Genomic DNA, 26,258 nt, shown 5'->3' with positions numbered 1-26,258 from the left:
TGACGTTTATCCGGTTCGTATGGCTGAGGAAACCTTCGAGTTAGGGCGATGCTAATATTGACGTGCGCCGATTAAGCAACCAGTCTGTTTTGACAAGGCGCGGCGCACCGCAAGAATTGCATCAGCAGAGTTGGTTTGATTGCGGGCGACTCGCGGGCGGGCCTTGAGCGAGGTGAGCGCGCGCGTCGATCTGGAATAGGCGACGGGCGCGCTATTGCTCTGAACTGCCCGACCATCTTCGGAGTAGCGGCAACTTCACACATGCGCGATGAGTACGATGAGGCAGACAAACATTTGCGCTTGACTGCCAAGTATGTTCCGACTGCCAAGTGAAAAATTATGATGGGGCAATTTACGTAGAGTTGGAACGATGGCTGAAATGCTCGCAACCGCCTTTCAAAGGCTTGCTGCCCCGCCAACAGCCCTTGGGCTGGCTTCTCGCCTGGCGCTCTCCCGGATTAAACAGGAAAACATCGATCCGCTGCCGCTGCTCAAACGAACCAACTTGACGCAGGCTGCGCTGGACGAACGAAAACGCATCAGTATCGCGTCGCAGATAAACTTCCTCGGCGAGGCGTCCCGTGTCCTCAACGACGATTGGCTCGGCCTCACCCTGGCGCAGCGGTTCGACCTACGAGAGATAGGTATGATCTACTATGTGGCGGCGGCGGCGAATTCATTTGGCGACGCTCTTCGCCGCATTGTGCGATACGGCACAGTTGTCAGCGAGGCATGGGAACTTCGCATCGACTCGCGAGGCGTTACAGCGCACCTGGAAATATTCTACAGGGGGTTTTCTCGACATACAGATCGCCATCAGGCTGAGTTTGTGGCTTTGGTGCTCCTTCGCATATTCCGCAAACTCATCGGACGTCGGATCGTCCCTATCGCCGCAACCTTCGTACATCATCGCTCCGGCAATGCAGCCCAAATCCGATCGCTGTTTGGCTGTGATGTGCAGTTCGATGCCCTTCGTGACAAATTGAGTTTTGACGCAGCGCTGCTTGACCTTCCGGTCTTTGATGGTGATCCCTACCTCAACGACCTGATGGTCAAGCTTTGCGAGGAGGCCATCGCGACCCGGACCTCAAACGTCAGCCCACTTCGGGCGCTGGTTGAAAATACGGTTGCCCCGCTTTTGCCGCATGGCGAAGCCAGCGCCAAAAATGTCGCCCGCAAGATTGGCCTAAGCGAGCGGACATTCGCCCGGCGCCTGGCTTCGGAGGGTATGAGCTTTGGTGGAATATTGGACGACCTGAGGCGTGAGCTTGCCGTGAGCTACCTTCAGGACGGCCTGCAGGCATCCCAAATCACGTGGATGCTGGGGTTCTCTCAAAACAGTTCGTTTACCCACGCTTGCCGTCGTTGGACAGGAAAAAAGCCGTCTGAACTTCGCCACATCCAAACATTGCGTTGAGATGTGATGAGCTAGGCAATCAACCGAGCTGGCGAAATATGGCCTGATTCGACGTGATTCGTAGTTTGAGGGGCACCGAATGTTGCTCGTCGCTGCCAAGGTTTTGTGCTTGGCAGCCAGTGCTCTTGCCGATCCAGCATGGAAACATCATGTGTCGCTGCGAGCAATAGGTGTGACCAAATTCCTTCCAGATCTCTCGACTGGCACGGGTGCGCACAGGCGCTCCGATGAGGTTTCGGTCGGGTTTTGAACCGCGCCAATACCAGCGTCGAAACGCCGAGCAGCGTTCACGGGGTCACGACGCTCACTGCATAGCAGACCAAATTATAACTTGTAAGAAGCCCTCGTGACCACCGTTAGAGCCCCCCGAATGGCACCGGGACCACAACTAATCGTATCGCGACAGCAAGTACAAAGGCACCTCAGAATACCAGCACGATCAAGATGGCTGGGTAATGGCTGTGCCCATCCGACCGATTGCCACGCAAGGAGCGATACATTGAACAGCATCTCTGCAATTCCAGTCCGCCATAACGTCAACAATGACTTTGCCGATGTCAGACTTATCCACTCGAAGCGGGTTCGGCGTATTCTTGTTACCGGCGGGGCCGGCTTTCTTGGATCGCATCTTTGCGAGCGTCTTTTGAACGCAGGCCATACCGTCACTTGTCTTGACAACTTTTCGACCGGTCTCGAGCGGAACATTCGTCATCTTCGAAACTTTGAGGGTTTCAACGTCATAAAGCACGATGTCATCGATCCGATCGACATCGAAGTGGATGAAATCTACAACCTTGCTTGCCCGGCATCTCCCCCGCACTACCAGGCCGATCCCGTGCACACCATGAAGACATGCGTGCTGGGTGCCCTCAATACGCTGGATTTGGCGGTCCGCACTGGGGCCCGCATCTTTCAGGCTTCCACCTCGGAAATATATGGCGATCCGTTGGTTCATCCTCAGGTCGAGAGCTATTGGGGAAATGTTAATTCGTTCGGTCCGCGCTCTTGCTACGATGAGGGCAAGCGCAGCGCCGAGACTCTGTTCTTTGACTTTCACAAGGGGCACGGCGTTGAAGTCAAGATCGGTCGGATATTCAACACCTATGGGCCGAACATGCGTCCGGATGACGGACGCGTTGTATCCAATTTCATCGTGCAGGCTTTGAGAGGCCAGGACATAACAGTCTATGGCGACGGTTCGCAGACGCGCTCGTTCTGCTTTGTCAGCGATCTCATCGAGGGCTTTCAGCAATTGATGGCGGCCGACGCGTCCTTTATTGGCCCGGTAAACCTCGGAAATCCGGTTGAGTTCACAGTTCTCGAACTTGCCGAACTGGTCATTAAGCTTACAGGCTCGCGCTCCAAGACCGTACGGAACCCGCTGCCCACCGATGATCCGCGTCAGCGACGCCCCGACATCTCCCTTGCTCAGCACAGGCTGGGATGGAAGCCGGTGGTACCTCTTGCGACAGGGCTGGAGAAGACAATCTCCTACTTTGACCGCCTGTTGACCGAAGAAACCCATGAATTTGCGGAGATCGCGTGATGCAACGACGGGTTCTCGTAGCTGGCGGTGCTGGCTACATCGGTAGCCACACCGCAAAATTGCTCCATGCACGGGGTATCGAGCCCGTCGTCTATGACAACCTGGTGACCGGACACCGTTGCTCGGTGCGGTGGGGACCGTTCGTCCATGGCGATATCCTCGACATTGGCCACCTGAGCAAAACCCTCGCAGAATATAGGCCGGATGCAGTCGTGCACTTTGCCGCATCCGCCTATGTCGGAGAGTCCGTCGAGGAACCGGCGAAATACTATCGCAACAACGTTGCTGGGACACTGTCCCTTTTGGACGCCTGTCGCCATGCCGATATAGGCAAGGTGATTTTTTCGTCAAGCTGCGCCACGTATGGGGTTCCGGAGGTTTTACCGATCAGCGAAGCAACGCCGCAACAGCCTATCAATCCATACGGGCGGACCAAGCTCATCGCTGAACAGATATTGCAGGACTATGCAGCGGCATATCAGCTGAGATACGTCGCTCTGCGGTACTTCAATGCTTGCGGCGCCGACCCGGACGGTGAACTGGGCGAATGGCATGAACCCGAAACGCATCTGATCCCAAGGGCATTGCTCGCGGCGAGCGGGAAAATCTCGCACTTGTCGGTCTACGGGGACGATTACGAAACTGAAGACGGTACGTGCATTCGCGACTATATTCATGTCACCGATTTGGCGCGAGCCCATGTCCTCGCCCTCGATCATCTTGTTAGGGGCGGACGGAATCTTTCGGTCAATCTCGGCACGGGGACAGGCTCCTCCATAGGCGAAATCATTCGCACAATCGGCCGTCTCACCGAACGCGAGGTTCCAGTCGAAATGCATCCCAAAAGGGCGGGCGACCCGCCGGTCCTCTTTGCCGACCCAGCGTTTGCACTTGAGTCGCTTGGATTTTCGCCTGTGTACTCCGATCTGGACACGATCATCAGGACCGCGGCACCCTTCTTCGGCCTGGAGTCGCGAGCATGACAGCTGAAGGTCCCACCAAGCTCACGACGCCAAGCGAAGCATATCGGGTGCCTGTACTCACCGGCTATCGCCGGGTGGAATATTGCTTCGGCGCGGTGATCTGGCTGGCATTGCTTGTCTATTTCTGGAGCTGGTGGTTCCGGCCGGAGCACTATATGGGCTTCTGGAGCTTTTCCCTGGTATCCCTGATCCTTGCCTGGGTGACGCTTCTGCCTGCCTACTTCATCGCCATATTCTACCGCGCGCAGCAGCCGAACCCGCTATGCGAACTTCCCGCCGGAAGACGGGTCGCGATGGTTGTGACGAAAGCGCCCTCAGAGCCCTTTTCCATCGTTGCCCTGACACTGAGGGCGATGCTCGACCAGCAGTTTCCGCACGATACCTGGCTCGCAGACGAAGACCCCAGCCCGGAAACATTGAACTGGTGCAAACAGAACAATGTCTTCGTCTCGACAAGAAAGAACAGGGCGGACTACCACCGCTCAGCCTGGCCGCGGCGCACCCGCTGCAAGGAGGGCAACCTTGCCTTCTTCTATGACCAATTCGGCTACGACAGCTATGATTTCGTTGTGCAACTCGATGCCGACCACGTCCCAGAGCCCGGCTATCTCGTAGAGATGTTGCGTCCGTTTGCGGACGAGAGCGTTGGCTACGTTTCGGCGCCAAGCATTTGCGACAGAAATGCTTCGGAGAGCTGGTCGGCTCGCGGACGCCTTTACGCGGAAGCCAGCATGCACGGCTCGCTTCAGGCAGGTTATAACAACGGCCTTGCACCGCTTTGCATCGGCTCGCACTATGCGGTTCGAACTGTCGCTCTTCGTGAAATAGGAGGGCTCGGGCCGGAACTCGCCGAAGATCATTCGACGACTTTGATCATGAACGCCCATGGCTGGCGCGGAGCACACGCGCTTGAAGCCATCGCCCATGGCGATGGACCGAAGACGTTTGCGGACCTTGTAACACAGGAGTTCCAGTGGTCGCGTAGTCTTGTCACGCTACTGCTTCAATACTCGCCGGTCTACGTTTCACGTTTGCCGGGGAAACTGAAGGCACAGTTCTTATTCTCGCAATTGTGGTATCCGCTTTTTGCGTTTCTGATGGCCCTGATGTTCCTGATGCCGGTCGCGGCCCTTTTGCGCAACGAGAATTTCGTCGCCGTGAGCTATCCTGATTTTCTTGCCCATTTTGCACCGCTTTCAATTGCTTTGTTGCTGCTGGCGTATCGTTGGCGGGCAACCGGCTCATTCCGTCCGTTTGACGCAAAGATCCTGAGCTGGGAAACCATGTTTTTCCTCTTCGCACGCTGGCCGTGGGCATTGGCCGGCTGCATTGCTGCGGTCCGCGACTTTATTACAGGCTCGCACGTGGATTTTCGCATTACACCCAAAGGGTCATCGGAAGTGGACCCGCTGCCGCTGCGTGTTCTCGTCCCCTACGTCTTGCTGGCCGTCGCCTCGGTACTGCCGGTGCTTCTTATTGAGGATGCGACGGAAACACGTGGGTTCTACATCTTCGCAATTTTCAACGCGGCACTCTACACACTGCTATTGCTGATTATTCTCGTTCAGCATGCGCGCGAAAATGTCGTCAGAATTCGCACGGCAACTTACCGCCCGGCCATGGCTGCGAGTCTCCTCGTGCTCGTCATGCTCCCGGTTTTGGCGACCTATGAGCGCGGCAAGGAGGGGCTGGAGTCCCTTGCATGGTCCTCCAGCCGGCTGAGCCTTTTCGAAACCAAATACCGGGTGGCGGGGGCAGGGTTTGGTGGGCGCGACCTGCGCACGATGACATTCAAGCCGAGGTTGCTACCAACACCATCTATAGCCTCCGAAGGCTTGCAGGAGGCTGAACAATGAAAGTCGGGGAGTTCAATACATCGGTCGCGGAAGATCTCGTTTTGACTGCGGAGGATCAAAAGCTGCGGAGTGATGTGGCAAAAGGAAAAACCAATGAAAAATAACAGATCACGCATGGCGATCGCGTTGTCGATTGTTACCCTGGTGCTGACCGGAACGGTTTTGGCGGCGAGCACCATCCGGGGAATTCCCAATGGAAATCCCCAGGGCGGTCAGCACTCCGACAAGCGGCCGATCATCGGCGACGGTTCGGTGACCTTTGGCGCATACGATCCGCACGGCGATTTTGGCAATGACTCCAACTCAAAGATCGAGAACCTCTTCCTCCCCTGGGAAGACGTCGATCTTTCATCGCTGACGGACGCCGACAATTACGCGCAACAACGGGGTCGCGATCTTCTCATATCGGTGGAGCCATGGTCGTGGTCCACCGACTGGCGCTCGACTCCCGAGAAATTGATCGGGGAGATTCTGGCCGGCGATTACGATGCCAATATGGCGGCCATTTGCTCCATGACTTCAGGATTCAAGAGTAAAGTTACCATCCGCTGGGCGCAGGAAATGGACGAACCGGAGAACCGGTTCACTTGGGCCCATTGGAGTTCCGCGGACTATGTGGCGGCTTATCGCCGGATGGTTACGATTTGTCGGAAGCACAACAAGAGTGCCACCTATATGTGGTCCCCCAAGGGCAAGCCCGGTCTGGCTAAGTTCTATCCCGGAAACGATGTGGTGGATGTTGTCGGCCTTTCGGTATTCGGATTGGAGCAGTACGACATAGACCATTTCGGGGGACCGCGAACCTTTGCGCAGGCTCTGGCGCCGGGATATGAACTGGTTCAAGCTTTCAACAAACCAATCATGGTGGCTGAGTTGGGCTATGCAGGTGGTACCGACTACGTCCGCGCTTGGGCAGCCGAGGCCGCAAAAAAACATCCGCAATTTCCGGACCTGACTGCCGTCGTCTACTTCAACGATAAGGAAGTCTATCCATGGCCGGGCCTCTATGGCCTTCCTTACTGGCGAGTGGTTAGCGACGACGCAATAAAACTAGCGAATGCCCCGTAGATCCAAACCGATTTTCGGAATGGACCAGCATAACTCAACGTGTGAATGCGTCCTTTGCAGGTTTGAAGAACGCACAGTACAGCAAGGGGCTTCAAGGCCCCGCAAGGAAAAGAAATGAATAGAATTCGAATGCTCTTTCTGTTCGCCGCGATTGCCGGGACTATGAGCGTCACTGTTGCTGAGGCTGCCACGCCCAGAAAGGCCGCCACATCTACCAAGATCGCCGCGCCCCCAGCAATGTCAAATCCGTTGTCGAGCGACGAGGTGTACAAGCTCTATGCCAACCGTTCTTGGATATGGAAGACCGGCGCCGGTTATTTTGCGGTGAAAATGCGTGGGTTTACCGCTTGGACCGGCGACAAAGGCGGCTCGTACGGGGTGGGACACTGGTTTGTCACAGCGGCTGGAAAGCTCTGCTTCCAAGCAACGTGGTACGCAAATTCCGGAAAGGCCCCGGCGCTCACCTGTTTCAGTCATCGAAGGAAGGGGAACGTCGTATTCCAAAAACGGGAACCGGATGGCGAGTGGTATGCTTTCAAAACGGTACCCGCAAAGCCAAGCGACGAATATAACAAGATAAAACGGGGTGACTACGTGACGTCGCGGTACAATCACATGCGGAAGAAGCTAGCCTCAGCAAGGTAAGCATACGGGACGGCCCGCGAAAGTCCGTTTAAGCTGGCCAGGAGAGACCGGCGATATTGTCGGTCTACTTATGCGCGGTTGTGAAGGGCCTTGCAAAGCAACTTGATTTTCGCCCAAATCCGCTTGGCGTGCAAATATAGGGTGCCCGGCCAAGGTAGGTCACCGTTATTGCGGTCTGGGACACCACTTTGGTACCGTTAACCATTTTCGTCGTGGATACCTTTTGCTTTACAGGGTTTGGATAACCTACCGCTATGTAATGGGATTCCTTTGTCGCGATTTTGGTTGGTGTCGTTGTACAGGATGAGACGGCAACGACGAGAGCGACCATTCCCATGCTTTTTGCTATATTAAATTTAGGACTAATTCTTTGCTTAACTTCCTTGTGCACATCAGACAGGAGATCATGTGCATATTTACTGATTTTTGACATCTTAACCCAGCCCCCGTATTCACCTATTGGCGTTCTACTACGAGACCAGTTTCGGGCTGCTTAGGCGAATACATACAATTAGAACGAGATCAGAAATATCCCGCAGGCGGCGGTCTCTGTATCGGGGAAAAATTGGCGGCTGAGAGTAAAAGAATGGCATTGCGAACTAAACAGCGCTTCAGCCTTTCTCTTATGTGTCTGGTGGCAGGAATGTCCCTGCCGAACAGGGAAGAAACAATATGAAGAAGATGATTTTGGCAGCGGCTCTTTCGCTGCTCGCAACGGCAGCGTTCGCCGGTGGCGCCACACTCGAAGGCAGGGAAAGTAAATCGAACGGCTCCGCTACGGGCGAGTCCTCGTCGTCCTACACCGGTAACGGCGACTACATCGGCGGTAACGGCACCAGCGGCGTTGACCAGACTACTTCTCCGGCATCGCGCGCTGAAGCCAAAGTGGCGGCTGGGGTAATGAACGGCAATGCCAATGGCTTGTCCAAAAAGTAACTAGTAACGGTGGCGGTTCTGACTATGGATCGCCACCTCTTCCGGGTGTTTCCGCTGGCGTTCCCGGCTTAGATCTTCAGGTGTTATCGCCACCTATGAGCAACTTCGCGCTTCTCGTCGTTGGCTTGTCCGACGCCTCCTTCCTGGGGGCGGGTGGTTATGTTTTGGTACCTAGAGAGATCTATGACAGCTCTTGCGACATCCAGGGCGAATATAAATCTCCATCAACAGTGGAGAAAAGCATCTACCACGTTGCGGGACAGGAAAATTACCTCGATACGGTAATCCGGTTTGAATACGGTGAGCGTTGGTTTGCAAGAAGCTAACACCCGTGCTTCTGGATGGCGCAGAGCCGGTCGCTAGTCCCGGCGAACCTCAAAGTTTTTGGCACCGTGCTTGGATATTTCAGGGAATGAAAAAGTTTCGGAATGCAGTAGTTACGATGACTAGCATCAGTGGCTTGTTGGCGGCTGGTGGAATTGGATTTTATCTCGGGGGATTTTTTGCCGCTGCCCTTTGTGTTCCAGTTGGCGCATGGGTAGGAATTTTCGTGGGTTCCGCTCTTTTCAACTTTTGACATTCTCCTTTGTGAAGGGTGTGCCAAAGCAGTCGCTTGAGTGAACTGATAGGCCGCGAGCTAAATGATGCAAGAAAGCTGCCGGAGGTACTGAGAGATCGGCGGGGTTCCCCGCCGCGACCTCCAATACGGTTGTGGAGGTGTGAAGACGCAAATTCGCGCATTCACACCTCACTTGGTTAAATTGGGCGGACGTTTTCAGCTTTGGATTTACCCGTCTTGCGATCCTGCCCGACGTCGTAATTCACTCGTTGCCCTTCGCGTAGCGAGCCGCCGCTCTGAAGTGCAGACACATGGACGAATACATCGGTACCGCCATTCTCGGGTGTGATGAATCCAAATCCCTTGTCTTCGTTGAAGAATTTTACGGTACCAGTCGCCATTTTGAATCCCTGTTTCCTGTGCAGGCGGTGCTGCTGCAGGCAGAATAGATTTCGCATGGCCTAACCGCAACCTCCGGACACCGTATTCAGTCGCAGAATTGATCGGGGTTGTTGCCTGATCTTGGTGTCCTTACCGCTGACTCAGCGGGGCACTCCTGCCAGAGCCAACCATTGACGCGAGGCACGCGTTTCTCGGCATACCAGACAATGCAACGATACACCCCTTTACGCGGATACGCGCCAGCGGGCCACTGGGCGACAAAGATTCGGCAGCTTTGCGCCTTCGAATCGGTCGTTCACGCCACACGTTTTGGTTCTTGGAAGCGGTCAGTCCGCTATCAGTGCGTTGACGTTCAATCCACGCCTTTGTTTCGGTCATCTTGCAACCCGCTACACCTGGATCGTTAGGCGGCCAGTCAGGAACGCAAACTTCAACGCTCGGATGAGGGCATACGGAGAAACGCGGTCTGGCCGATGAGAGCGGCAAACCGGAACGACTTTAACCGAGTAGCCTGTATCTCAGGAAATGATTGAAGCTGACCGATACGTTAAGCAAGAGATCCATCTGCTCGGTTTCGTACTTCCGTTTTCGCTGACCGTGTGATTTCTAGGCTGCAGTACGTTCATGACGGAGAGAGCAAATGCCTAGACTGAGCCTGATTGCAACCGTCGCTTTCGGTATTTCCATAGCGTTGCCAGTGGCTGCCAGCGCCGCCGACATGGTCGCGGACGCTCCCTACACCAAAGGCTACCTGGCCCAGGACGACGTCGCCAAGCTTGGTGATGAACTTCTATTCCAGCGGGCGGTGCAGACCTATCTCTGGGCGCTGCCTGCACTCAACATGTACGCCATGAAAGAAGGCTCCGAGGCGAAATTTGGCAAGGGCTATAACGTGCTGCCGGTCTTCAAAAAGCGCCTCAACGCCAAGACGCTGATCACGACGCCGAACTCTGACGTCATCTATGCCCTCGGCTATCTCGACTTGAAGCAAGACGGGCCGATGGTGATTGAAGTGCCGCCTGGCCTTCAGGGCATTCTCGATGATTTCTTCCAGCGACCCATCTCTTCCGAAGGCAAAATCGATGGCCGCCAATGGGCGGGCGATGTCGGTCTGCCCGGCCCCGACAAGGGCAAGGGCGGCAAGTATCTGATCCTTCCGCCGGATTATACGGGCGACATTCCGGATGGCTATCTTACCTATCGTTCTGGAACCTACGGGGTCTTTGTTTTCTGGCGCGGGTTCTTCACCGACCCGCAAAAACTCGACGCGCCCGTCAAGGTCATCGAAGAAACCAAGATCTATCCGCTCGGCCAAGAGGCCACCGCAAAGAAGATGGAGTTCCCGGACGCGTCCGGCGTTGCCGTCAACATGCTGTATCCGCAGGACGGAACCGCGTTCGACATGCTGTCGCGCTTCATTGACAGCGAATATGCCGATCCGAAGGATTTCGAGATGCGGGGCATGGCGGCCGATCTCGGCATCGTCAAGGGCCAGCCGTTCACGCCGGATGAGACGATGAAATCGATGCTCGACAGGGCGGCAAAGACGGCCTCGCGGATGGGACATGCCTTTGCCTACGGGCCGATGTCCACCAAATATTACGATGACAGACAGTGGATCAATCCGTTTCCGACGAACGCCAATTTTGCCGCCGAGACCTTCAATCAGCTTGACGAGCGCTCGAGCTTCTTCACCTATGCCTATTCGGCCAGCCCCGGCATGGCGATGAGCATGGAAAATGTCGGAGCCAAATATCCCAATGCATTCAAGGATGTGGACGGCGACTATCTCTCTGGCGATATCAGCTACAAGCTGGTGTTGCCCAAGGACATCCCCGCCAAAATCTTCTGGTCAGTCACGGTCTACGACCCGGTTACTGGCTCCGGGCTCGACAACGGGCAGCCGTTCCCGTCGCTCAATACGATGGACAAACCGAAGCAGAACGCCGACGGATCGACCGATATCTATTTCGGACCGACATCACCTGGACCCGACAAGAACTGGATTGCCACCATCCCTGGCAAGGGCTGGTTCACGACCCTTCGCCTCTATGGCCCGACAAAGGCGTTCTTCGACAAAACCTGGAAGCCGGACGATATCGTCAAGATCAAAGCTCCGTGAAGTAACCCCGGCCTGAAAGCTCTGCCTCGTGCTGACTGCACATCAGGCCCCCGCAATTCAAAGTTTGCTAAAGGCGATGGAGACAAAAGTGTTCACCAAGATAACAACACGTGGCCAGATCGCGTTGACCATTTCGGCCTTTTTCTGGTCGACCGCGAGCGTTATCGCCCAGCCTGTCGACCTCTCGCCCGGTTGGGCCGCATCCATGCCGGCCGGTCCCGTTGCGGGAACCCGGATCACGCCGGAGTATGCGGAACTCGTCACCCGCGATGCCTTTCTGTGGGCGTGGCCCCTGGTGAATGTCACCAACAGGCGGATCAAGTTTGCGCAACTGCCGGAAAACGTCATCTCCGGCGGCGCGCCGCTGGCACCGCTCAACCAGTTGACGATGCTGACCGACTATATCGAGCCCGATGAACGCGCGGTCGCATGCCCCAATCAGGACGTGGTCTATGGCGCGGGGCTCGTCGCCCTCGACAAATCCCCTGTCATCATCCAGGTGCCTGATTTCGGCGATCGTTTCTGGGTCTATCAGGTTGTTGATCTGAGGACGGACAGCTTTGCCCAGTTGGGCAAGATGTACGGGACGCAACCGGGCTTCTACATGCTGGTCGGTCCGAACTGGAAGGGTGAGACACCGAAAGGCGTGACCAAGGTTTTCCGGTCATCGACCAACACTGGCAACGTCATCCCGCGCGTCTTCCAGGATGACACTGCCGAAGATCGGAAAGCCATCGAGTCGGTTTTGAGCGGCATCATGATGTACCCGCTCGATCAATTCGACGGATCGATGAAGACCCGAGACTGGGCTGGTATCAAGCAGCTACCAGCGCAAGGGAATGGCAACAGCGAGACACCCTGGGTCCCGCCGGAGACCTTCTTCGATTCACTGCCGGTCGCCCTTGCAGACGCTCCACCGATGGCGGGTGAAGAAGCAAGATACGCGCAGGTCATGAGTGTCATTGCAGCGGCAAAAGCCGATCCGGAAATTCGCAAGGCCGTGGACAAGGCGGCAGCCGACGCCAACGACCATCTGATCGAGCCACTCTTCCAGTTCCGCAACTACGGCCTGCCCTTGCCGCACAACTGGACGACCACCTCCAACAACGCGGCTTTCGGAACTGATTATTTCACCCGCGCCGCCGTCGCCAAATCCAACATCTTCGTCAATGCGCCGAACGAGACGAAATATTTCTATCAGGATCTGGATGAGACCGGCACGCGCCTGAACGGCTCGACGCCTTACACCGTGACCTTCGCAAAGGGGCAAACCCCACCCGTGCACGGCTTCTGGTCACTAACCCTCTACAACGAACATCATTTCTTCGAGCCGAACGCGTTGAAGCGCTACTCGGTCGGCACTAAGAACAAATCCTTGAAATACAATGAGGATGGGTCGCTGACGATCTACGTTCAGGCGGACGAGCCTGCGGAGGCGTTCAAAGACAACTGGCTGCCTGCCCCAAAGTCCGGAGACTTCTCCCTCTATGTTCGCGCCTATTGGCCAAAGCCGGCAACGACCAATGGCGAATGGACCCCACCCGCGGTGTTAAAGGGGAGCTAAGCTACCCGAGGCAGGCTCGCAGTATGCGGCCTCGTCACATGCAACCGTCATGGCGGGATCGCACCTTGAATTCGCTCGTTCAGACCGAATCCAGATTCCCTAAACGCAGACGGTCTGCTCAAGTCGACTTGATGGCGATTCATGGGGGATTGTGGACGGTTGCTCTTTCAATGAGAAACCGAACTAACGAACATCCATCGACAATCTATTGAGGGACCGCACGTGCTCGGAACGCGACCTACGACGAATAGCCGCCGCCGGGTCAATCTCGAAATCCGAGCTCGCCCGCGTCATGTAGGTTTACGATGCGCTGTAAATTCGGCATGCAGGACGCCCGATATTGGGGAAAACCTAGCGCCAGACGCGCCTTTCTTTAAAGACGTCGAGGCTCAGGACTATCGCGAGACCCTGGCTAGGCGTAGAGCGACACTGCTCTCGCTGGATGTGGCGAACGAATATCAGCTACCAGAGGCGATCTAACGTGGCGAATGAACAGCGATAATGGTCATTCTCGTTACTTGATCGGGCCGACACTTACGGGATCGCGGCACGCTAAGAATTTGGAACTGCATTGCGGATTTCAGCTCAAACTCATCCTCGTGGAACGAATCCGCGGCTCATCAATTTCTCAGTCGGCATTCAGCCCGTTGAGGAGAAAACACCATGAAAACCCTGTCTGATATTTTTGAGCATACATTGCAGGACGTTTATTACGCCGAGAACGCGATCACCAAAGCGCTGCCCAAGGTAGCCAAGGCTGCCAAGAGTGCGGAGCTGAAAAAGGCTGCCGAGGATCATCTGGCGGAAACAAAGGACCAGATTAAGAAGCTTGAGCTCGTCTTTAAGTCGATCGGCAAAAAGGCGTCGGGCGAAAAGTGCGATGCGATTGAAGGGCTGATCAAAGAGGCAGATGGTCTCATGGAAGAAGCCGAAGGCACTGCGCTTGATGCCGGCCTGCTTGCAGCGTGTCAGGCTGTTGAGCATTACGAGATCGCGCGCTACGGCTCGCTCCGTGAATGGGCCAAAGATCTCGGACATGACGAGGCTCATAAGATCCTGAGCGAAATTCTCGACCAGGAAAAGGCCACGAACAACAAGTTGACCAATCTGGCCGTGACCTCGATCAACAAAACAACTGCCCAGGCAAAGGCGGCTTAACACTCCCGCAGTCCGAAAATGGGGAGCCGGGCTAAGTCCAGCTCCCCATCGAGGATCGGCATCAATCCCCTTGAAGGAACGGCTTGCCTTGGCCGTAAAGTGGCTGAATCCTGTCAGGAATTCGCGCGTCCAGTGTAAGCGCCGTCTCCGCCCCATTGGATTGGGTGTATTTTGAGGCTTGCTGCGTATGCGAGAAGGTTTCCAGTTTTATCTGGAGATTTGCATGGCAGATGATGGATTTGTTGGTCGCTACGAAGTTGTCGAGCCGCGGCGCGGAAACCGGCGTTGGCCGGATGATGTGAAGGCGCGGATCGTGGCGGAAAGCTTTGAGCCTGGTGTTCGTGTTGTGGATGTCGCGCGCCGTGACGGCGTTATAGCAAACCAGCTTTCCGATTGGCGACGTCAAGTGCACGACGGCATTCTGGTGCTGCCGTTTGCGGCGGCAACGACGCCGTCGGAGCACGATGGTATCGAGCCGGCATTCGTTCCTGTGGCAATCGCTGCGGAGCCGCCTGAGCCTGTCAATCGTTTGCCGCTGCCGAAGCTGGCCTCCGACGGGCCGAGGGTGCAGGTTTTGACGTTGCAGATTGGCTCAGACGTTGTGATGCGGGTTCCTAATGATGTGCCCGTTGAACGGGTCGCCGCTCTGGTTCGCGCTGTGCGAGGAGCGTCATGATCGTCGCGGGCCAACGACTGCCGATCCTGATCGCAACGCGTCCGGTTGACTTCCGCTGTGGGCATCAGGCGCTGGCTTTGATGGTGCAGACCGAGTTGAAGCTGGACCCGCATTCCGGGGTCTGGCCGGGCCTGGTTCTGCCGAGGCGATGGCGCTCAAGAGCACCAACGCCTGATGGCTGCGATTGCACCGCCGGCTACTAGATCACCAAGAAATCCCCATATTTAAGCTCGAGGTTCGAGTCTAGCTTGGCGATGTGGACCGAGCCGCCCGCAAGGCTGCCGTTACTGTCGTAGTTCAGCCAACCGGTATCGGTTTCGTAAATGATGTGATCGCTCTTGTCGTGGGCAGTGCCGGAGGCGCTTTTCCAGAACTCACCGGACTCAATCGCGCTGCCGAGAGCCGACATGACTGCGTTGTCGAGCCAAATGGTGTCGTTCATGACGTTGAAGTCCGTGATGGTGTCAACGTTCGATGCGGCGCTGATCTTCGTGTTGAAGACGAAGGTATCGTTGCCCGCACCGCCAGTCAGCTTGTCGTTCCCGGCTCCCCCGTACAGAAAATCATTGCCGCCGCCGCCATTGATCGTGTCGTTACCAGCCGCACCATTCAGCATATTGGCGCTATTATTGCCAGTGACAACGTTGTTGAGGGAATTTCCAGTACCGTTGATTTTGCCGGACCCCAACAGTGTCAGGTTCTCGACCGAGCCAAGAACGCGCGGCGTGTTGGCCAGGTTGAAGCTTATCGATGAATGGACTGTGTCGATGCCTGTCGATCCAGTGACGCTCTCGTTGACGGTGTCAAACACATTGTCGACGACATATACATCGTTGCCCGCGCCGCCACGCAAATCGTCTATTCCCACGCCGCCATTCAGGTAGTCGTTACCCGAATTGCCAAAAAGCGTGTCGTTTCCGCCGTTGCCGTAGAGGGTGTCGTTGCCGGAAAAGCCGTCGAAGTAGTCCGCGTACTCGCTGCCCGTAAACTTGTCAGCCCCAGCCAGGGCAGACCTGATGATGGTTTGATCGTCAGACGTCGAATAGGTTGCAGCGGCGTCTGCTATCTTTGTAACAGGAACGCTGATGCCGTCGATAACTCCCATGCGATAGCCGTCGTAATATGTCGCGTAGCTTTTCACGGTGCCGCCATTAGGCGTACCGTAGTAATCGTTAGTAAACCCGCTTCCGCGAAATTCATCCATGAATCCGTTGTCATACCAAAACTGGGCTAGGTTCGATCCGGCTTGGTAATTGCTGTAGTTGTATAGGCTGCTAAAATCGAAATTCCGCACATCCATGCTGGCGTAGGCTGTGATAGTTGCCACGAGACGATTTCCAATTCTTTCAAGAGTTGACCGGGCTTGCGGTTCCTGATGAGTCTGTGATGTAGGTGTTTTCCTCAACGGAAACTTGCTCGACGCTGCCAATCGTGGGCGCCGCGCCGCCTAGCACGACATGCCGCATCACACGGGAGATTCAGAGCTGAACAGCTGTCGCATTGCGTCGCAATATATGTAGCGATTGGCCCAGCATCGACAACGCCCGATATTTGCGCTTCTGTGCCAACTGTTTGCTCATTGCCGCCAGTGATCCGTAAGAATAATGCCAACGAACAACCGAGCGCGGAACGGCCAGCGCCCCCTACTGAAGTCAGACGTGCAGGGTCACATTGCCCCACAGCACGGGGAGGCGTCCGCGGTGGGGGAAATTGGGCCGGTCCGATCCGGCGAATTTGTTCTCCATTGCCATTGTTTTGCGCCTTTCTGCCAAAGGTCGTGAACAGCTCCTTGCCGTCTTGCAATTGTTCGCAGTTTCCCCGATGTGGGTTTACATCAGGGCGACCTGAAGGCGGCAGTGGTCGAAGGAGGGCTCCGATCGCGTGAAGTAATTTTCATGACGTAAATGTTTAAACGTCCGCCATGAGCTAACCGGGCGCGAATGCCCGGATTTTTCGATCGTCGCCAAGTCAACAATCGCTCACCCCTCCGGCAAAGCTCGATGAGACAGGTGGCCGAGACCGTCCGTAAACTCCTGAGACAAATTTGGGGTGCCATCGCGACAGAGGAACTAATCTCCGCGCTCGAAGTATACACTGGCGCCGAACCGACTCCCGCAATTACGACCGATCGAAGCCCAACGGGAGAACATTATGATTGCTATTGAAGAAGATCGACTGAAACTCGCAAGGCATATCAAAGACCTGTCGGCAAGTCTGACGGCCTCCTATGTCGGCGCGAAGGAATGGGAGGGTAACCCGCTTCGGATGAAAATCCGCGTCGCGACAACGTGCTTGGACGGAAATCCATGCAAATCGTCATGGATTTCCCGGTCTGACGGACAAGGAATTCTTTGCCAAGGGCGGCCGTCAGCGTGACCTGAAGTGGGACATCGACCACGGCCACGTCAGTATGGAAGATGAAGCATGATCAACAAAGGATTGAATTACATTGAGCGGGAGCACTGAAATCGTCGCCGTTCCCCTTCGGTGCCCTCGGGTCACCGACAGTACTGCATTTCAAGCCGTTCGCACGGTTTGATTCTTTCAAGCGCCGGTATGGACGAGAAACTGGCTCAAATGCGGACGCTTTACGCCGAGCTGTAGCTACACCTTGCGCAGTTGCCGGGGAATTTCTTCGTCGCCGTCAACTAAGGCGTTCCCAGGGCCGTCGCGCGGCAAGCTGCCCTAGTGTGAGGCGGACTCCGACCGACCTGCAAGGACAGGTTCCCCACTGCATGTCGCTGCCAAGTTTGCTTCGACCCACCATTTTCTTGCGCCTTGCGGTCACTATCGCCGGTCACCTCAATCCCAAGGCTCGCCGGAGCATCTCTAAAAGCCTAGGCAAGCGTCGCCTTGCACGGACACGGGGTAGCATGAAATTGCTTGTAGACACTTACACATTCGATATCCGAGTATTTAGCGAGCGCGGACGTGGCATGGAAATATCTGTAGAAACGTTCAACAAAATCTGGTGTTCGAAGTTCCATAAATCATCGTTATGCCGCGCCGTCGTCGATGAGCGCGTCGGTCTGCGGTTAAATTCTCTTCACCGCAATGGATCAACCAACCAGCAGAACATGTGCCTGCTAAATCAATGCCTCTGCGGGGACCACCTCACGATCCGCGCGAATGTTTGCCGCTAGCGTGGTCATTGGAATTTCACTCTAGCGATTGATGGGCGTACCGTCCTCGAGGGCGCTCTAAGCCGAGGTTGTCGCGTAGCGTACCTTGGACATACTCTGTCCGGAAAAGTCCTCTTTCCTGAAGTATGGGAACGACTTCGTCGAGAAAGCGGTTGAGCCCCAGAGGTACAGTTGGAGGAAGGATTGCGAACCCATCCGCAGCACCACTCTCGAACCAAAGCTGCATATGGTCGGCAATGTGTACCGCGGATCCGACGACAACGCTGTGTCCGGCAGCCTTCATCACCTCGCCGAGCAGTGCCCGAATTGTATACTTCTTTGCCACCGCAAGATCATAAAAATAAGGATAGCGCGTGGTCGCATCTTTTTCGCGAACGGCGATAATCGGATCGACCAGACGATCGGGCGGAATGATGTCGTCTCCACTCAATCCACTTAGATCGGCTCCTTCAAGCATAGCGCTCAGCCTTCCAAATCCCTCGGCCTCATCAATCAGACCCAGTAGTTCGTCGTGAATCCTTTGTGCATCCGCGTCATCGTCGCCAACAATGGGCATGAGGCCCGGATGGATTTTTACGGAATCCTCGGCTCGGCCATTTAGTACCACTCTCGCTTTCAGATCACGGTAGAAATCCTGTGCCAGGGGGAAAGTCGGGGTAACAGTGAACACTACTTCGGCATACTTCGCGGCAAAGTCCTTGCCCGTATCGCTCGCGCCGGCCTGGACAAGCACCGGCCAGCCTTGTGGCGAGCGGGGTATAAGCAGAGGTCCCTCGACATTGTAGCGCGGCCCCTCGTGGTTCAGTGGGGTGATACGGCTCCGGTCCGCCCATACGCCTCCGGCTCGATCGTTGACGACCGCGTCGTCATCCCAGGCATCCCAAAGTCCCGTGACTACGTCCATATATTCGTACGCCTGAGCGTAGCGTTCATTTCTTGGAGGCAGCGTAACGCTGAAATTTTCCTGCCCCGTCGTTGCGGTGACGATGTTCCATCCGATTCTACCGTTGGACAGCCAGTCCAATTGGGAAAAATAACGGGCAAGATTGTACGGCTCTGTAAAAGTTGTAGCCGCTGTGCCTACCAGGCCGATATGTTCGGTCACGGCGGACAAGGCTCCCATTGTGGTGAACGGCTCGTAGCCGACCAAGTGAGGATTTCTTCCCGTTTCCCCGAAAGACAACCAGTTTGCTAGGAACAACGCATGGACCTTGGCCGCTTCCGCCCGTTTCGCTATATCGGCGGGTAACGCCAATCCGTATAAATCTTCAACCCGACTGGTTTGGTGACGCCACGCCGTTGTGTGGTACCCGACTGGCGCCAGGAAGAGTAAAAGTATCATCTGACGTGAGTTTTCTGCGGGCTTGTGCACCTGATTTCCTGTCGTCCCGATTGCTGTCATTCGATTGGTCTATCGTCATTTTGAGAAACTCAGGTATAGCCTCTTACCGGCGTAATAACGCCATTCAGAAGGTAGTTGCCGACCTCACGTGCCTTGTAGGCAACTGGGTCGTGGAGACTATGGGTTCGTACATCGCGCCAAAAGCGATCAAAACCGTGAATGTTCGACGTGGCGCGTGCGCCCATCAGATCGAAGACTTTCGCTGTGACCTCGAGTGCCACACGGGTGCTGTTCACCTTGGCGGCGTAGACGACAGACGCAGCTCTTGTGCGCTCTTCTTTCGTCAGGGAGTATCCGCGCCGGAGCGCAGTGCTGAGTTCTTCGCCCGCTTGGTCTGCGAGAGCAAGCGACGCAGCAAGGTCCGAATGAAGCAATCCGAAATGTTCGAGGATATAGGGATCGTCCGTCGCTTTTTCGACGTTGGAGGACTGCCAAGGGCGCGTGGCCGTCTGAACGTATTCACGAGCCGCGTCGAGTGCACCCACGGCCGCGCCAAGATAGACGTTGACGAACGTCAACTGCATCATAGGAATTCGAGTGGTCATCCATGCCGGCTGTTCATCCGGCGGGGGCATGAACGCCAAAACCTCGTCGAGTTCAACACGGACATTGTGAAACTCTATGGTACCGCTCTCACTTTGACGCTGGCCCATGTGGTTCCAGTCGTCGATGGCGACGATGCCCTCGCGGCGTCGCGGAATTGCGGCGACCACACCCTTACCATTGAGCTCCGGGAAAATTGAGAGTTGATCAGCTATGCTAGCGCCAGATGAAAAGCTCTTGCGGCCGTTCAGAGTGTAGCCGGTACCCGACGGCTCCAGCGTCAAGTTTGGATCTCGCGGGTTGCCCGACCCTGCCCAATGCCAGCGCTCCGAAATGGATCGGCGTCTCAGTTGTTCGTCCGAGCGGTCCAGATCGAAGAATCCAGGTGTGAGGCTGGCAACGTAGTGGTAGCCAAGGAGCTGCCCAACCGAAGTGTTGGCGCCGGAGACCGTGCGAACGATGCGCAATGCGTCGGTCCATTCACACCCGCCGCCGTCTAGCTCAAGTGGCTGGATCAGGGTCAAGAGCCCGGCATCACGCAGCAGCTTGAACTCTGCGACCGGCGGAGCGCCCGATCGTTCCCGTTCAACGACGGTGAGCCTGAGTTCGTTTGCAATTTCTCTTCCTATGGATTGCCAGTCGTTGTCGCTGCCAAGAGCATTCTTCAATGTTTTGGGTGATGGATCTGTGCTGATCGCAATGGTCGATGCTGCCGTTTGTGTCATGCTCCCAGATCTCCGCTCTTGACCACAATCCCCCGGGATTTCACAGCATGATTTGGCGGTGCTTCGCCGTTCAACCAATAGTTTCCAACTTCATGCGCGCGCCAGCGAATGGGGTCGTGGACCGTATGTGTGCGAGCGTTGCGCCAAAAGCGATCGAAGTTGAGTTCGCCCCGGGTAGCACTTGCCCCTCCAAGTTCTATCAGCTTGCTCGACGCGGTAAGGGCGATGTCAGCGGCTGCCATTTTCGCTTCCGAGACGGCGATGGATGCATGAGCCCAGCCATCGCCATCCGGGCATCTAGCCACTGCGTCAAGTATGCCGCCCGCCCGCTCAACGAGGGCCTCAGCCGCGTGGAGGCGCATTTTGGCCTCACCGACCTGCAGGATGGTATGGGGGTCCTCCCACGCATTCTTGATACCGCTGTCCGCCCAGGGGCGGGCCTTGTCGCGAATGAAGCTGATCGTCGTGTCGACAGCTGCCCTTGCTGTGCCAACATCAATCGCTGCATGCATGATGTGGGCCACTGGGTTGCTAAGTGACAATCCAGAGGGCGGATGAGTGGGGACAACCGCCGCTTGATGAACTGCGACGTTCTCGAAAACTGTGGTGCCGCTGGCCGTGGTTCGCTGACCGAAGCCATTCCAATCATCAACGACAGTGACGCCGGGCGTGTCAGAAGCAAGGAACACGAAAGCGCGTCCATCATTCTCGTCTGCAACCGATGGTACGATCCAATCGGCGAATATCACGCCGGAGCAATAGAATTTCCGTCCATCGAGCCGGTAGTTCTCGCCGTCTTTGCGGATGGCGCTCTTGGTTGCGTTGGCGTTGGGGGTGCCAAGTTCGGCAAGTGCGTTGCCTAACCGGTCTCCGGCCAGAACTCTCGCGAAAAGAAAATCTTTCTGCTGTCGCGTTCCCGCCCAGCGTAGCGCCTCGAGTAGAAAAAAGTGGTTCTGCGGAATTTGTCCAAGGCTGCCGTCCGCTGCAGACACGATGCTGATCACCTGCGCGAGCGTCTTGTAGGAGACGCCAGCACCGCCAAACTCGCGTGGAATGGTAATCGCCCATAATCCGCTGCTGGAATAGGTATCGATCTCTTCAAAGGGCAGGGACCTTTCTCGATCCCGCTCAGCAGCGTTCAGGGCAAACTTTTCTGCCAGGGCGCTGGCAACTGCGATGGCCTCGGCATCGCTGGCAATGATCTTGGCGCGTTCCCGTGATACGGCTTTTGCAGCGATCGGTAGGAATGTGGTTTGCTCAGAGGAAGGCATTGTCATCATGTCCTGTTTGGGCTCGGTCACTGAGAGCTGTGGCTGCTGCCGTACTAGATTTCGTCGTTTCGCCGGTGGTGTTCACGGGTTCGCCGCCGGATGCCGGAACCGGGACCCAGGGTGGTTAGCGGGAAGGTGCGCGTGCCCGCTCCCAAACAATTTTTCGCGCAACGTTCCTTCCGAGTAGTCGGCCTTGAACATGCCGCGCTCCTGCAGGATAGGAACAACAAGATCGACGAAATCTTCCAGACTTTCTGGGGCCACCGTTCGCGGGAGATTGAACCCGTCGATGTCGCCAATGTCGATCCATGCCTGCATATGATCAGCAATCTGTTGCGGCGTCCCGACGACCGGCTTTTGGCGACTTCCGAGAACCATCTGATCGACGATCTCGCGCCGGGTCCAGATTTTGTCTGGACTTCTTGTCGTGATTGCTTCTAACGCCGAATTGTTCGCATTGGTTTTCTGGTAGACGATCGGCTCGTCCAGATCATAGCGAGCCAGGTCTATTCCTATAGAACTTGAATAATGAGCAAGAGCTGCCTCGGTAATGGCATGGCGGCGATAGTCCTCAAGTTTCTCTTCGGCTTCGGCCTCTGTCCTGCCGACGACAACGCTAAGACTGGTAAACAACTTGACCGCATCGGCACTGCGTCCGTTCGCGACCGCTCGTTGGCGGATATCGGAGACTATGGATGCAGCAGCCTCTGGTTTATTGCCACCGATAAAGGCGCACTCGGCATGCTCAGCCGCAAATTTGCGTCCGCGGGTCGACGACCCGGCCTGGTAGAGAACCGGCGTTCGCTGAAGCGATGGCTCGCTCAGGTGAATGGCGTCCAGTTGGTAGTGCTGGCCTCTATGCTTGATAGCACGAACTTTATCGGGATCGGCGTAGCGGCCGGACGTTCGATCTCTAACCACCGCATCGCTATCCCAGCTGCCTTCCCAGAGTTTGTAGAGAACCTCCATATATTCGTCCGCGACGTCATAGCGGTGATCGTGGTCGGGCTGCTCGGAAAAGCCCATGGCCCGGGCGGCGCTATCTAGATAACCGGTGACGATGTTCCATCCGACGCGGCCATTGGTGAGGTGATCGAGGGTCGAAAGCCGTCGCGCAAGCAGATAAGGCGGCTCATAGGTTGTGTTGACCGTAACGCCGAACCCCAGATGTTGGGTGACATAAGCCATGACCGGAACGACAAGCAGTGGATCGTTGACGGGCGTCTGTGCACCGGTGGCAATCGCCGTTGCCGGGCTACCCTTATACACATCGTAAACACCGACGATATCGGCGAGAAAGATGCCATCGAGCTTGCCCCGCTCGGCAGTACGCGCGAGATTCGCCCAGTATTCCAGGCTCGTATAAGATGTCGATTGATCTCGTGGATGCGTCCACAGGCCATGATTGATGTGGCTGACACAGTTCATGTCGAACGCGTAAATATGAATTTTCTTCGTCATAGACAACACAGTTCTCTGCGATGGCAGCAGTCCACCACTCCAAAATGCATTTGCATTGAGCGTGTAGATAGCCCTTCTGGACGGATCATGCCGGGCAGGAATTTCTTTAATTCATAAAAACTATAGAAAATGTATGCTTGTGAAGAAATCGAGCGACCGCCTATACCTCTCCTATCGCTGCTCCGGCCATAACGGCGAAACAAACATCTGATAAACTTATAATTTGGTAGGAGGGCACCGGTGTCCAGGGAAATCACAGTGCTTGATGGCGGCATGGGTCGCGAGCTGCTTAAAAGTGGCGCACCCTTTAAGCAGCCAGAATGGTCGGCCTTGGCATTGATCGAAGCTCCCGAATATGTTGAGCGGGCGCATGACGCATTCATCGCCGCCGGGGCCGAGGTGATCACCACCAACAGCTACGCGGTCGTTCCCTTTCATATAGGTGACGAACGCTTCGCAGAGCGTGGCCTCGAGCTGGTCGATCTTTCCGGAAAGCTGGCGCGATCCGCTGCGGGAAGGGCAGGCGGAAGGGTTTTAGTGGCAGGCTCCCTGCCTCCGGTTTTTGGCTCATATCGACCTGACCTGTTCGATGGGGAAAAGGCGCCGGAGATCCTCTCTGTTTTGGTTCAGGGATTGTCTCCGCATGTCGATTTTTGGCTTGCCGAAACGCAAGGATCACTGATTGAGGTCGAAGCTATCCGGCGCGCTTTGGGTGATGACCAGCGACCACTCTGGCTTTCCTATACCCTCGATGACCGAAACGGTGTCAGGGATGTGATCGCGGGAAAATGGGCGCCTCGCTTGCGTTCCGGCGAGACGGTTGCCGAGGCTGCAGCGAAAGCCGTTGAACTCGGTGCGAGCGCGTTGCTCTTCAACTGCAGTCAGGCCGAAATCATGGAGGCTGCGATTAATGCGGCGCGCATATCCCTCCAGGAATCGTCCCTCCATGCCGCGATCGGCGTCTACGCCAATGCCTTCGTTCCGCGGCCTGAAAGCACGGAAGAGATCAAGGCCAATTCGGGCCTCGGTAGCCTGCGTGAAGATCTTGACCCGCCGGGTTACCTGACCTTCGCCCGCCGTTGGGTCGATGCGGGTGCATCGATCGTCGGGGGCTGCTGCGGTATTGGCCCCGAGCATATCTCAGAAATCAAGACAACATTCAAACCGGAACCTGTCGCTGCCTGAACCAGCGCGAAACCCTCGGACAAAGACCATGACATTTCAAAACGAAACAAATGCCGGCGGGATTAATCGACGCACTCTGTTGAAGGCGACTGGGGCTTTGGCTGCAGGCTCACTCCTTTTGCCAGGTTTCGCACGCGCCCAGCAACCGCAAAAAGGCGGCCACCTCATTCTTGGCATCGACAACGCATCCAGCACAGACCGGCTCGATCCTGCGTTCTACTTCGAGGCATATGCCTACAATGTCGGGCTGCAGCTTTTCAACACGCTGACGGACCTTAACGACGATGGCAGTCTTCGTGCCGGCCTCGCCGAGTCCTGGGAGCCGGCTGCCAGCGGCAGCCAATGGATTTTCAAGCTGCGGAAAGGCGTCCAGTTCCACAACGGCAAGGAACTGACACCCGAGGACGTAATCTACTCGCTAAACCATCATCGAGGCGAAAAGTCGGAGTCGGCGGGCAAGGGGTATCTCCTCAGTGTTGCCGATATCGTCAAGTCCGCGGATCACGAGGTCACGTTCCAGCTCTCCGGACCGAACGCCGATTTCCCATACCTGCTTGGTGACGTGCATTTTGGAATTACACCAGACGGTGCCAACTTTGATGACGGTATCGGAACCGGAGCCTTCATTCTTGAGAATTTCCAGCCCGGCGTCCGGACTTTGGTTAGGCGCAATCCGAACTATTGGGACCCCGAGCGCGGCCATGTGGATTCAGTTGAAACCGTTGCCTATAACGACAAGTCTGCACGCGTCGCCGCGCTGATCAGCAATTCCGTGCATTTTATCAACAATGTAGAGCCACGGGTCGCACAAAGACTTGCAGCGAACAAGGCACTCGCCCTTCACCAGGAAGATGACAGCTCCATCGTACTTTTCGCGGGGCGCGCCGACAGTGCGCCATTCGACAATCTGGATGTGCGCCTTGCTCTCAAATATGCAATCGATCGAGAGCAGATCGTGACCTCCATTCTCAGTGGTGCCGGCACGGTGTCGAATGACAACCCGATCTTTCCTTCAAACCGGTATTTCGCCACCGACGTGCCGAAGCGCGCCTACGATCCGGAGAAGGCGGCGTTCCACTGGAAGAAATCCGGCTACGACGGCAACGTGGTACTCTCGGCGTCAGATGGTGCCAGCTTCTCCGGTGCACTTGATGCTGCGCAACTCTACCAGCAATCGGCGACGGCGGCAGGTATCCCCTTCGAAGTCAACCGTGTGCCTGCGGATGGATACTGGACCGACGTATGGCTGAAGCAACCCTTTGTCGCGTCCGGCTGGGGCGCGCGCCCGACGGCCGATGCCATGCTTTCGCTGATCTACCTGTCAGAAGCTCCTTGGAACGAGACCGGTTGGAAGAACAAGAATTTCGATCAGCTTGTACTGGCGGCCCGCGGGGAACTCGACGAAACAAAGCGCAAACAACTCTATCATGATGCACAGGTGCTGATCATCGACGAAAACAGCTCGGTTATACCGGCTTATTCAGCTCAAATCAGTGCATCGAGCAGCAAGCTCAAAGGTTACAAGGCTATCCCCGGACAAAACGGCCCGAGAACTGCCGAGAAGGTCTGGCTGGAAAGCTAGGATCGCAATGGACA

The 26,258-nt window shown here is 56.0% G+C and carries 21 protein-coding genes; 15 read left to right on the top strand and 6 right to left on the bottom strand.

Going from position 1 to position 26,258, the window contains the following annotated elements:
* Positions 1–370: 370 nt before the first annotated feature.
* From QO002_RS27370 to QO002_RS27335, 8 genes are all read left to right on the top strand, one after another.
* Positions 371–1,417, top strand: a complete 1,047-nt coding sequence (locus tag QO002_RS27370; protein WP_307235913.1) for an AraC family transcriptional regulator — start codon at positions 371–373, stop codon at positions 1,415–1,417.
* A gap of 565 nt (positions 1,418–1,982) precedes the next feature.
* Positions 1,983–2,963: a UDP-glucuronic acid decarboxylase family protein gene (locus QO002_RS27365; protein WP_307236284.1), complete on the top strand. Its 981-nt coding sequence runs from the start codon at positions 1,983–1,985 to the stop codon at positions 2,961–2,963.
* Positions 2,963–3,946 carry a UDP-glucose 4-epimerase GalE gene (gene galE / locus QO002_RS27360; RefSeq protein WP_370878606.1) on the top strand — a complete coding sequence of 328 codons (984 nt, stop codon included), beginning with the start codon at positions 2,963–2,965 and terminating at the stop codon, positions 3,944–3,946. The genes QO002_RS27365 and galE overlap by 1 nt, the downstream gene beginning before the upstream one ends.
* Positions 3,943–5,802: a glycosyltransferase family 2 protein gene (locus tag QO002_RS27355; RefSeq protein WP_307235910.1), complete on the top strand. Its 1,860-nt coding sequence runs from the start codon at positions 3,943–3,945 to the stop codon at positions 5,800–5,802. The genes galE and QO002_RS27355 overlap by 4 nt, the downstream gene beginning before the upstream one ends.
* 93 nt (positions 5,803–5,895) lie before the next feature.
* Positions 5,896–6,870, top strand: a complete 975-nt coding sequence (locus QO002_RS27350; RefSeq protein WP_307235908.1) for a glycoside hydrolase family 26 protein — start codon at positions 5,896–5,898, stop codon at positions 6,868–6,870.
* A gap of 114 nt (positions 6,871–6,984) precedes the next feature.
* On the top strand, positions 6,985–7,515 hold the full coding sequence (locus QO002_RS27345; protein WP_307235906.1) for a DUF995 domain-containing protein: 531 nt from the start codon (positions 6,985–6,987) through the stop codon (positions 7,513–7,515).
* Positions 7,516–8,187: 672 nt separating this feature from the next.
* Entirely contained in the window at positions 8,188–8,451 is a 264-nt protein-coding gene (locus QO002_RS27340; protein WP_307235904.1) for a hypothetical protein, read from the top strand.
* A gap of 95 nt (positions 8,452–8,546) precedes the next feature.
* Positions 8,547–8,777 (top strand): hypothetical protein, encoded by a 231-nt coding sequence (locus QO002_RS27335; protein ID WP_307235902.1) that lies wholly within the window; start codon positions 8,547–8,549, stop codon positions 8,775–8,777.
* A gap of 430 nt (positions 8,778–9,207) precedes the next feature.
* On the opposite strand, the gene QO002_RS27330 is transcribed toward QO002_RS27335, so the two are convergent.
* Positions 9,208–9,411, bottom strand: a complete 204-nt coding sequence (locus QO002_RS27330; protein ID WP_307235900.1) for a cold-shock protein — start codon at positions 9,409–9,411, stop codon at positions 9,208–9,210.
* 641 nt (positions 9,412–10,052) lie between these two features.
* Between QO002_RS27330 and QO002_RS27325 the strand changes: the two genes are divergently transcribed.
* The 5 genes from QO002_RS27325 to tnpB all read left to right on the top strand — a co-directional run bounded on the left by QO002_RS27325 (position 10,053) and on the right by tnpB (position 15,135).
* Positions 10,053–11,534 carry a DUF1254 domain-containing protein gene (locus QO002_RS27325; protein WP_307235898.1) on the top strand — a complete coding sequence of 494 codons (1,482 nt, stop codon included), beginning with the start codon at positions 10,053–10,055 and terminating at the stop codon, positions 11,532–11,534.
* Positions 11,535–11,622: 88 nt separating this feature from the next.
* Positions 11,623–13,098, top strand: coding sequence for a DUF1254 domain-containing protein (locus QO002_RS27320; protein WP_307235896.1), 1,476 nt, complete (start codon positions 11,623–11,625; stop codon positions 13,096–13,098).
* A gap of 663 nt (positions 13,099–13,761) precedes the next feature.
* On the top strand, positions 13,762–14,256 hold the full coding sequence (locus tag QO002_RS27315) for a YciE/YciF ferroxidase family protein (protein WP_307235894.1): 495 nt from the start codon (positions 13,762–13,764) through the stop codon (positions 14,254–14,256).
* Positions 14,257–14,479: 223 nt separating this feature from the next.
* Positions 14,480–14,932: an IS66-like element accessory protein TnpA gene (gene tnpA / locus QO002_RS27310; protein ID WP_307235892.1), complete on the top strand. Its 453-nt coding sequence runs from the start codon at positions 14,480–14,482 to the stop codon at positions 14,930–14,932.
* Positions 14,929–15,135, top strand: a complete 207-nt coding sequence (tnpB, locus tag QO002_RS31000; RefSeq protein ID WP_370878605.1) for an IS66 family insertion sequence element accessory protein TnpB — start codon at positions 14,929–14,931, stop codon at positions 15,133–15,135. Before tnpA ends, tnpB begins: the two co-directional genes overlap by 4 nt.
* Here tnpB and QO002_RS27305 read toward each other — a convergent pair.
* From QO002_RS27305 to QO002_RS27285, 5 genes are all read right to left on the bottom strand, one after another.
* Positions 15,132–16,259: a calcium-binding protein gene (locus QO002_RS27305; protein ID WP_307235890.1), complete on the bottom strand. Its 1,128-nt coding sequence runs from the start codon at positions 16,257–16,259 to the stop codon at positions 15,132–15,134. The two genes, tnpB and QO002_RS27305, sit on opposite strands and share 4 nt — an antisense overlap.
* Positions 16,260–18,091: 1,832 nt before the next feature.
* On the bottom strand, positions 18,092–19,477 hold the full coding sequence (locus QO002_RS27300) for an NtaA/DmoA family FMN-dependent monooxygenase (protein WP_307235888.1): 1,386 nt from the start codon (positions 19,475–19,477) through the stop codon (positions 18,092–18,094).
* Positions 19,478–19,506: 29 nt separating this feature from the next.
* Entirely contained in the window at positions 19,507–20,745 is a 1,239-nt protein-coding gene (locus QO002_RS27295) for an acyl-CoA dehydrogenase family protein (protein WP_307235886.1), read from the bottom strand.
* Entirely contained in the window at positions 20,742–22,046 is a 1,305-nt protein-coding gene (locus QO002_RS27290; RefSeq protein WP_307235884.1) for an SfnB family sulfur acquisition oxidoreductase, read from the bottom strand. Before QO002_RS27290 ends, QO002_RS27295 begins: the two co-directional genes overlap by 4 nt.
* Positions 22,047–22,097: 51 nt before the next feature.
* Positions 22,098–23,477 (bottom strand): LLM class flavin-dependent oxidoreductase, encoded by a 1,380-nt coding sequence (locus tag QO002_RS27285; RefSeq protein WP_307235882.1) that lies wholly within the window; start codon positions 23,475–23,477, stop codon positions 22,098–22,100.
* A 240-nt stretch (positions 23,478–23,717) separates the two neighbouring features.
* Here QO002_RS27285 and QO002_RS27280 point away from each other — a divergent pair, with 240 nt between their 5' ends.
* Both QO002_RS27280 and QO002_RS27275 read left to right on the top strand, forming a co-directional pair.
* A complete protein-coding gene (locus tag QO002_RS27280; RefSeq protein WP_307235880.1) occupies positions 23,718–24,662 on the top strand; it encodes a homocysteine S-methyltransferase family protein in 945 nt (314 codons plus the stop codon).
* Between the two features lie 28 nt (positions 24,663–24,690).
* A complete protein-coding gene (locus QO002_RS27275; RefSeq protein WP_307235878.1) occupies positions 24,691–26,244 on the top strand; it encodes an ABC transporter substrate-binding protein in 1,554 nt (517 codons plus the stop codon).
* Positions 26,245–26,258: the final 14 nt, after the last annotated feature.

It is taken from the genome of Pararhizobium capsulatum DSM 1112 (assembly GCF_030814475.1).
In the GTDB taxonomy this organism is placed as follows: domain Bacteria; phylum Pseudomonadota; class Alphaproteobacteria; order Rhizobiales; family Rhizobiaceae; genus Pararhizobium; species Pararhizobium capsulatum.
This window is presented reverse-complemented; position numbering and strand designations above follow the sequence as displayed.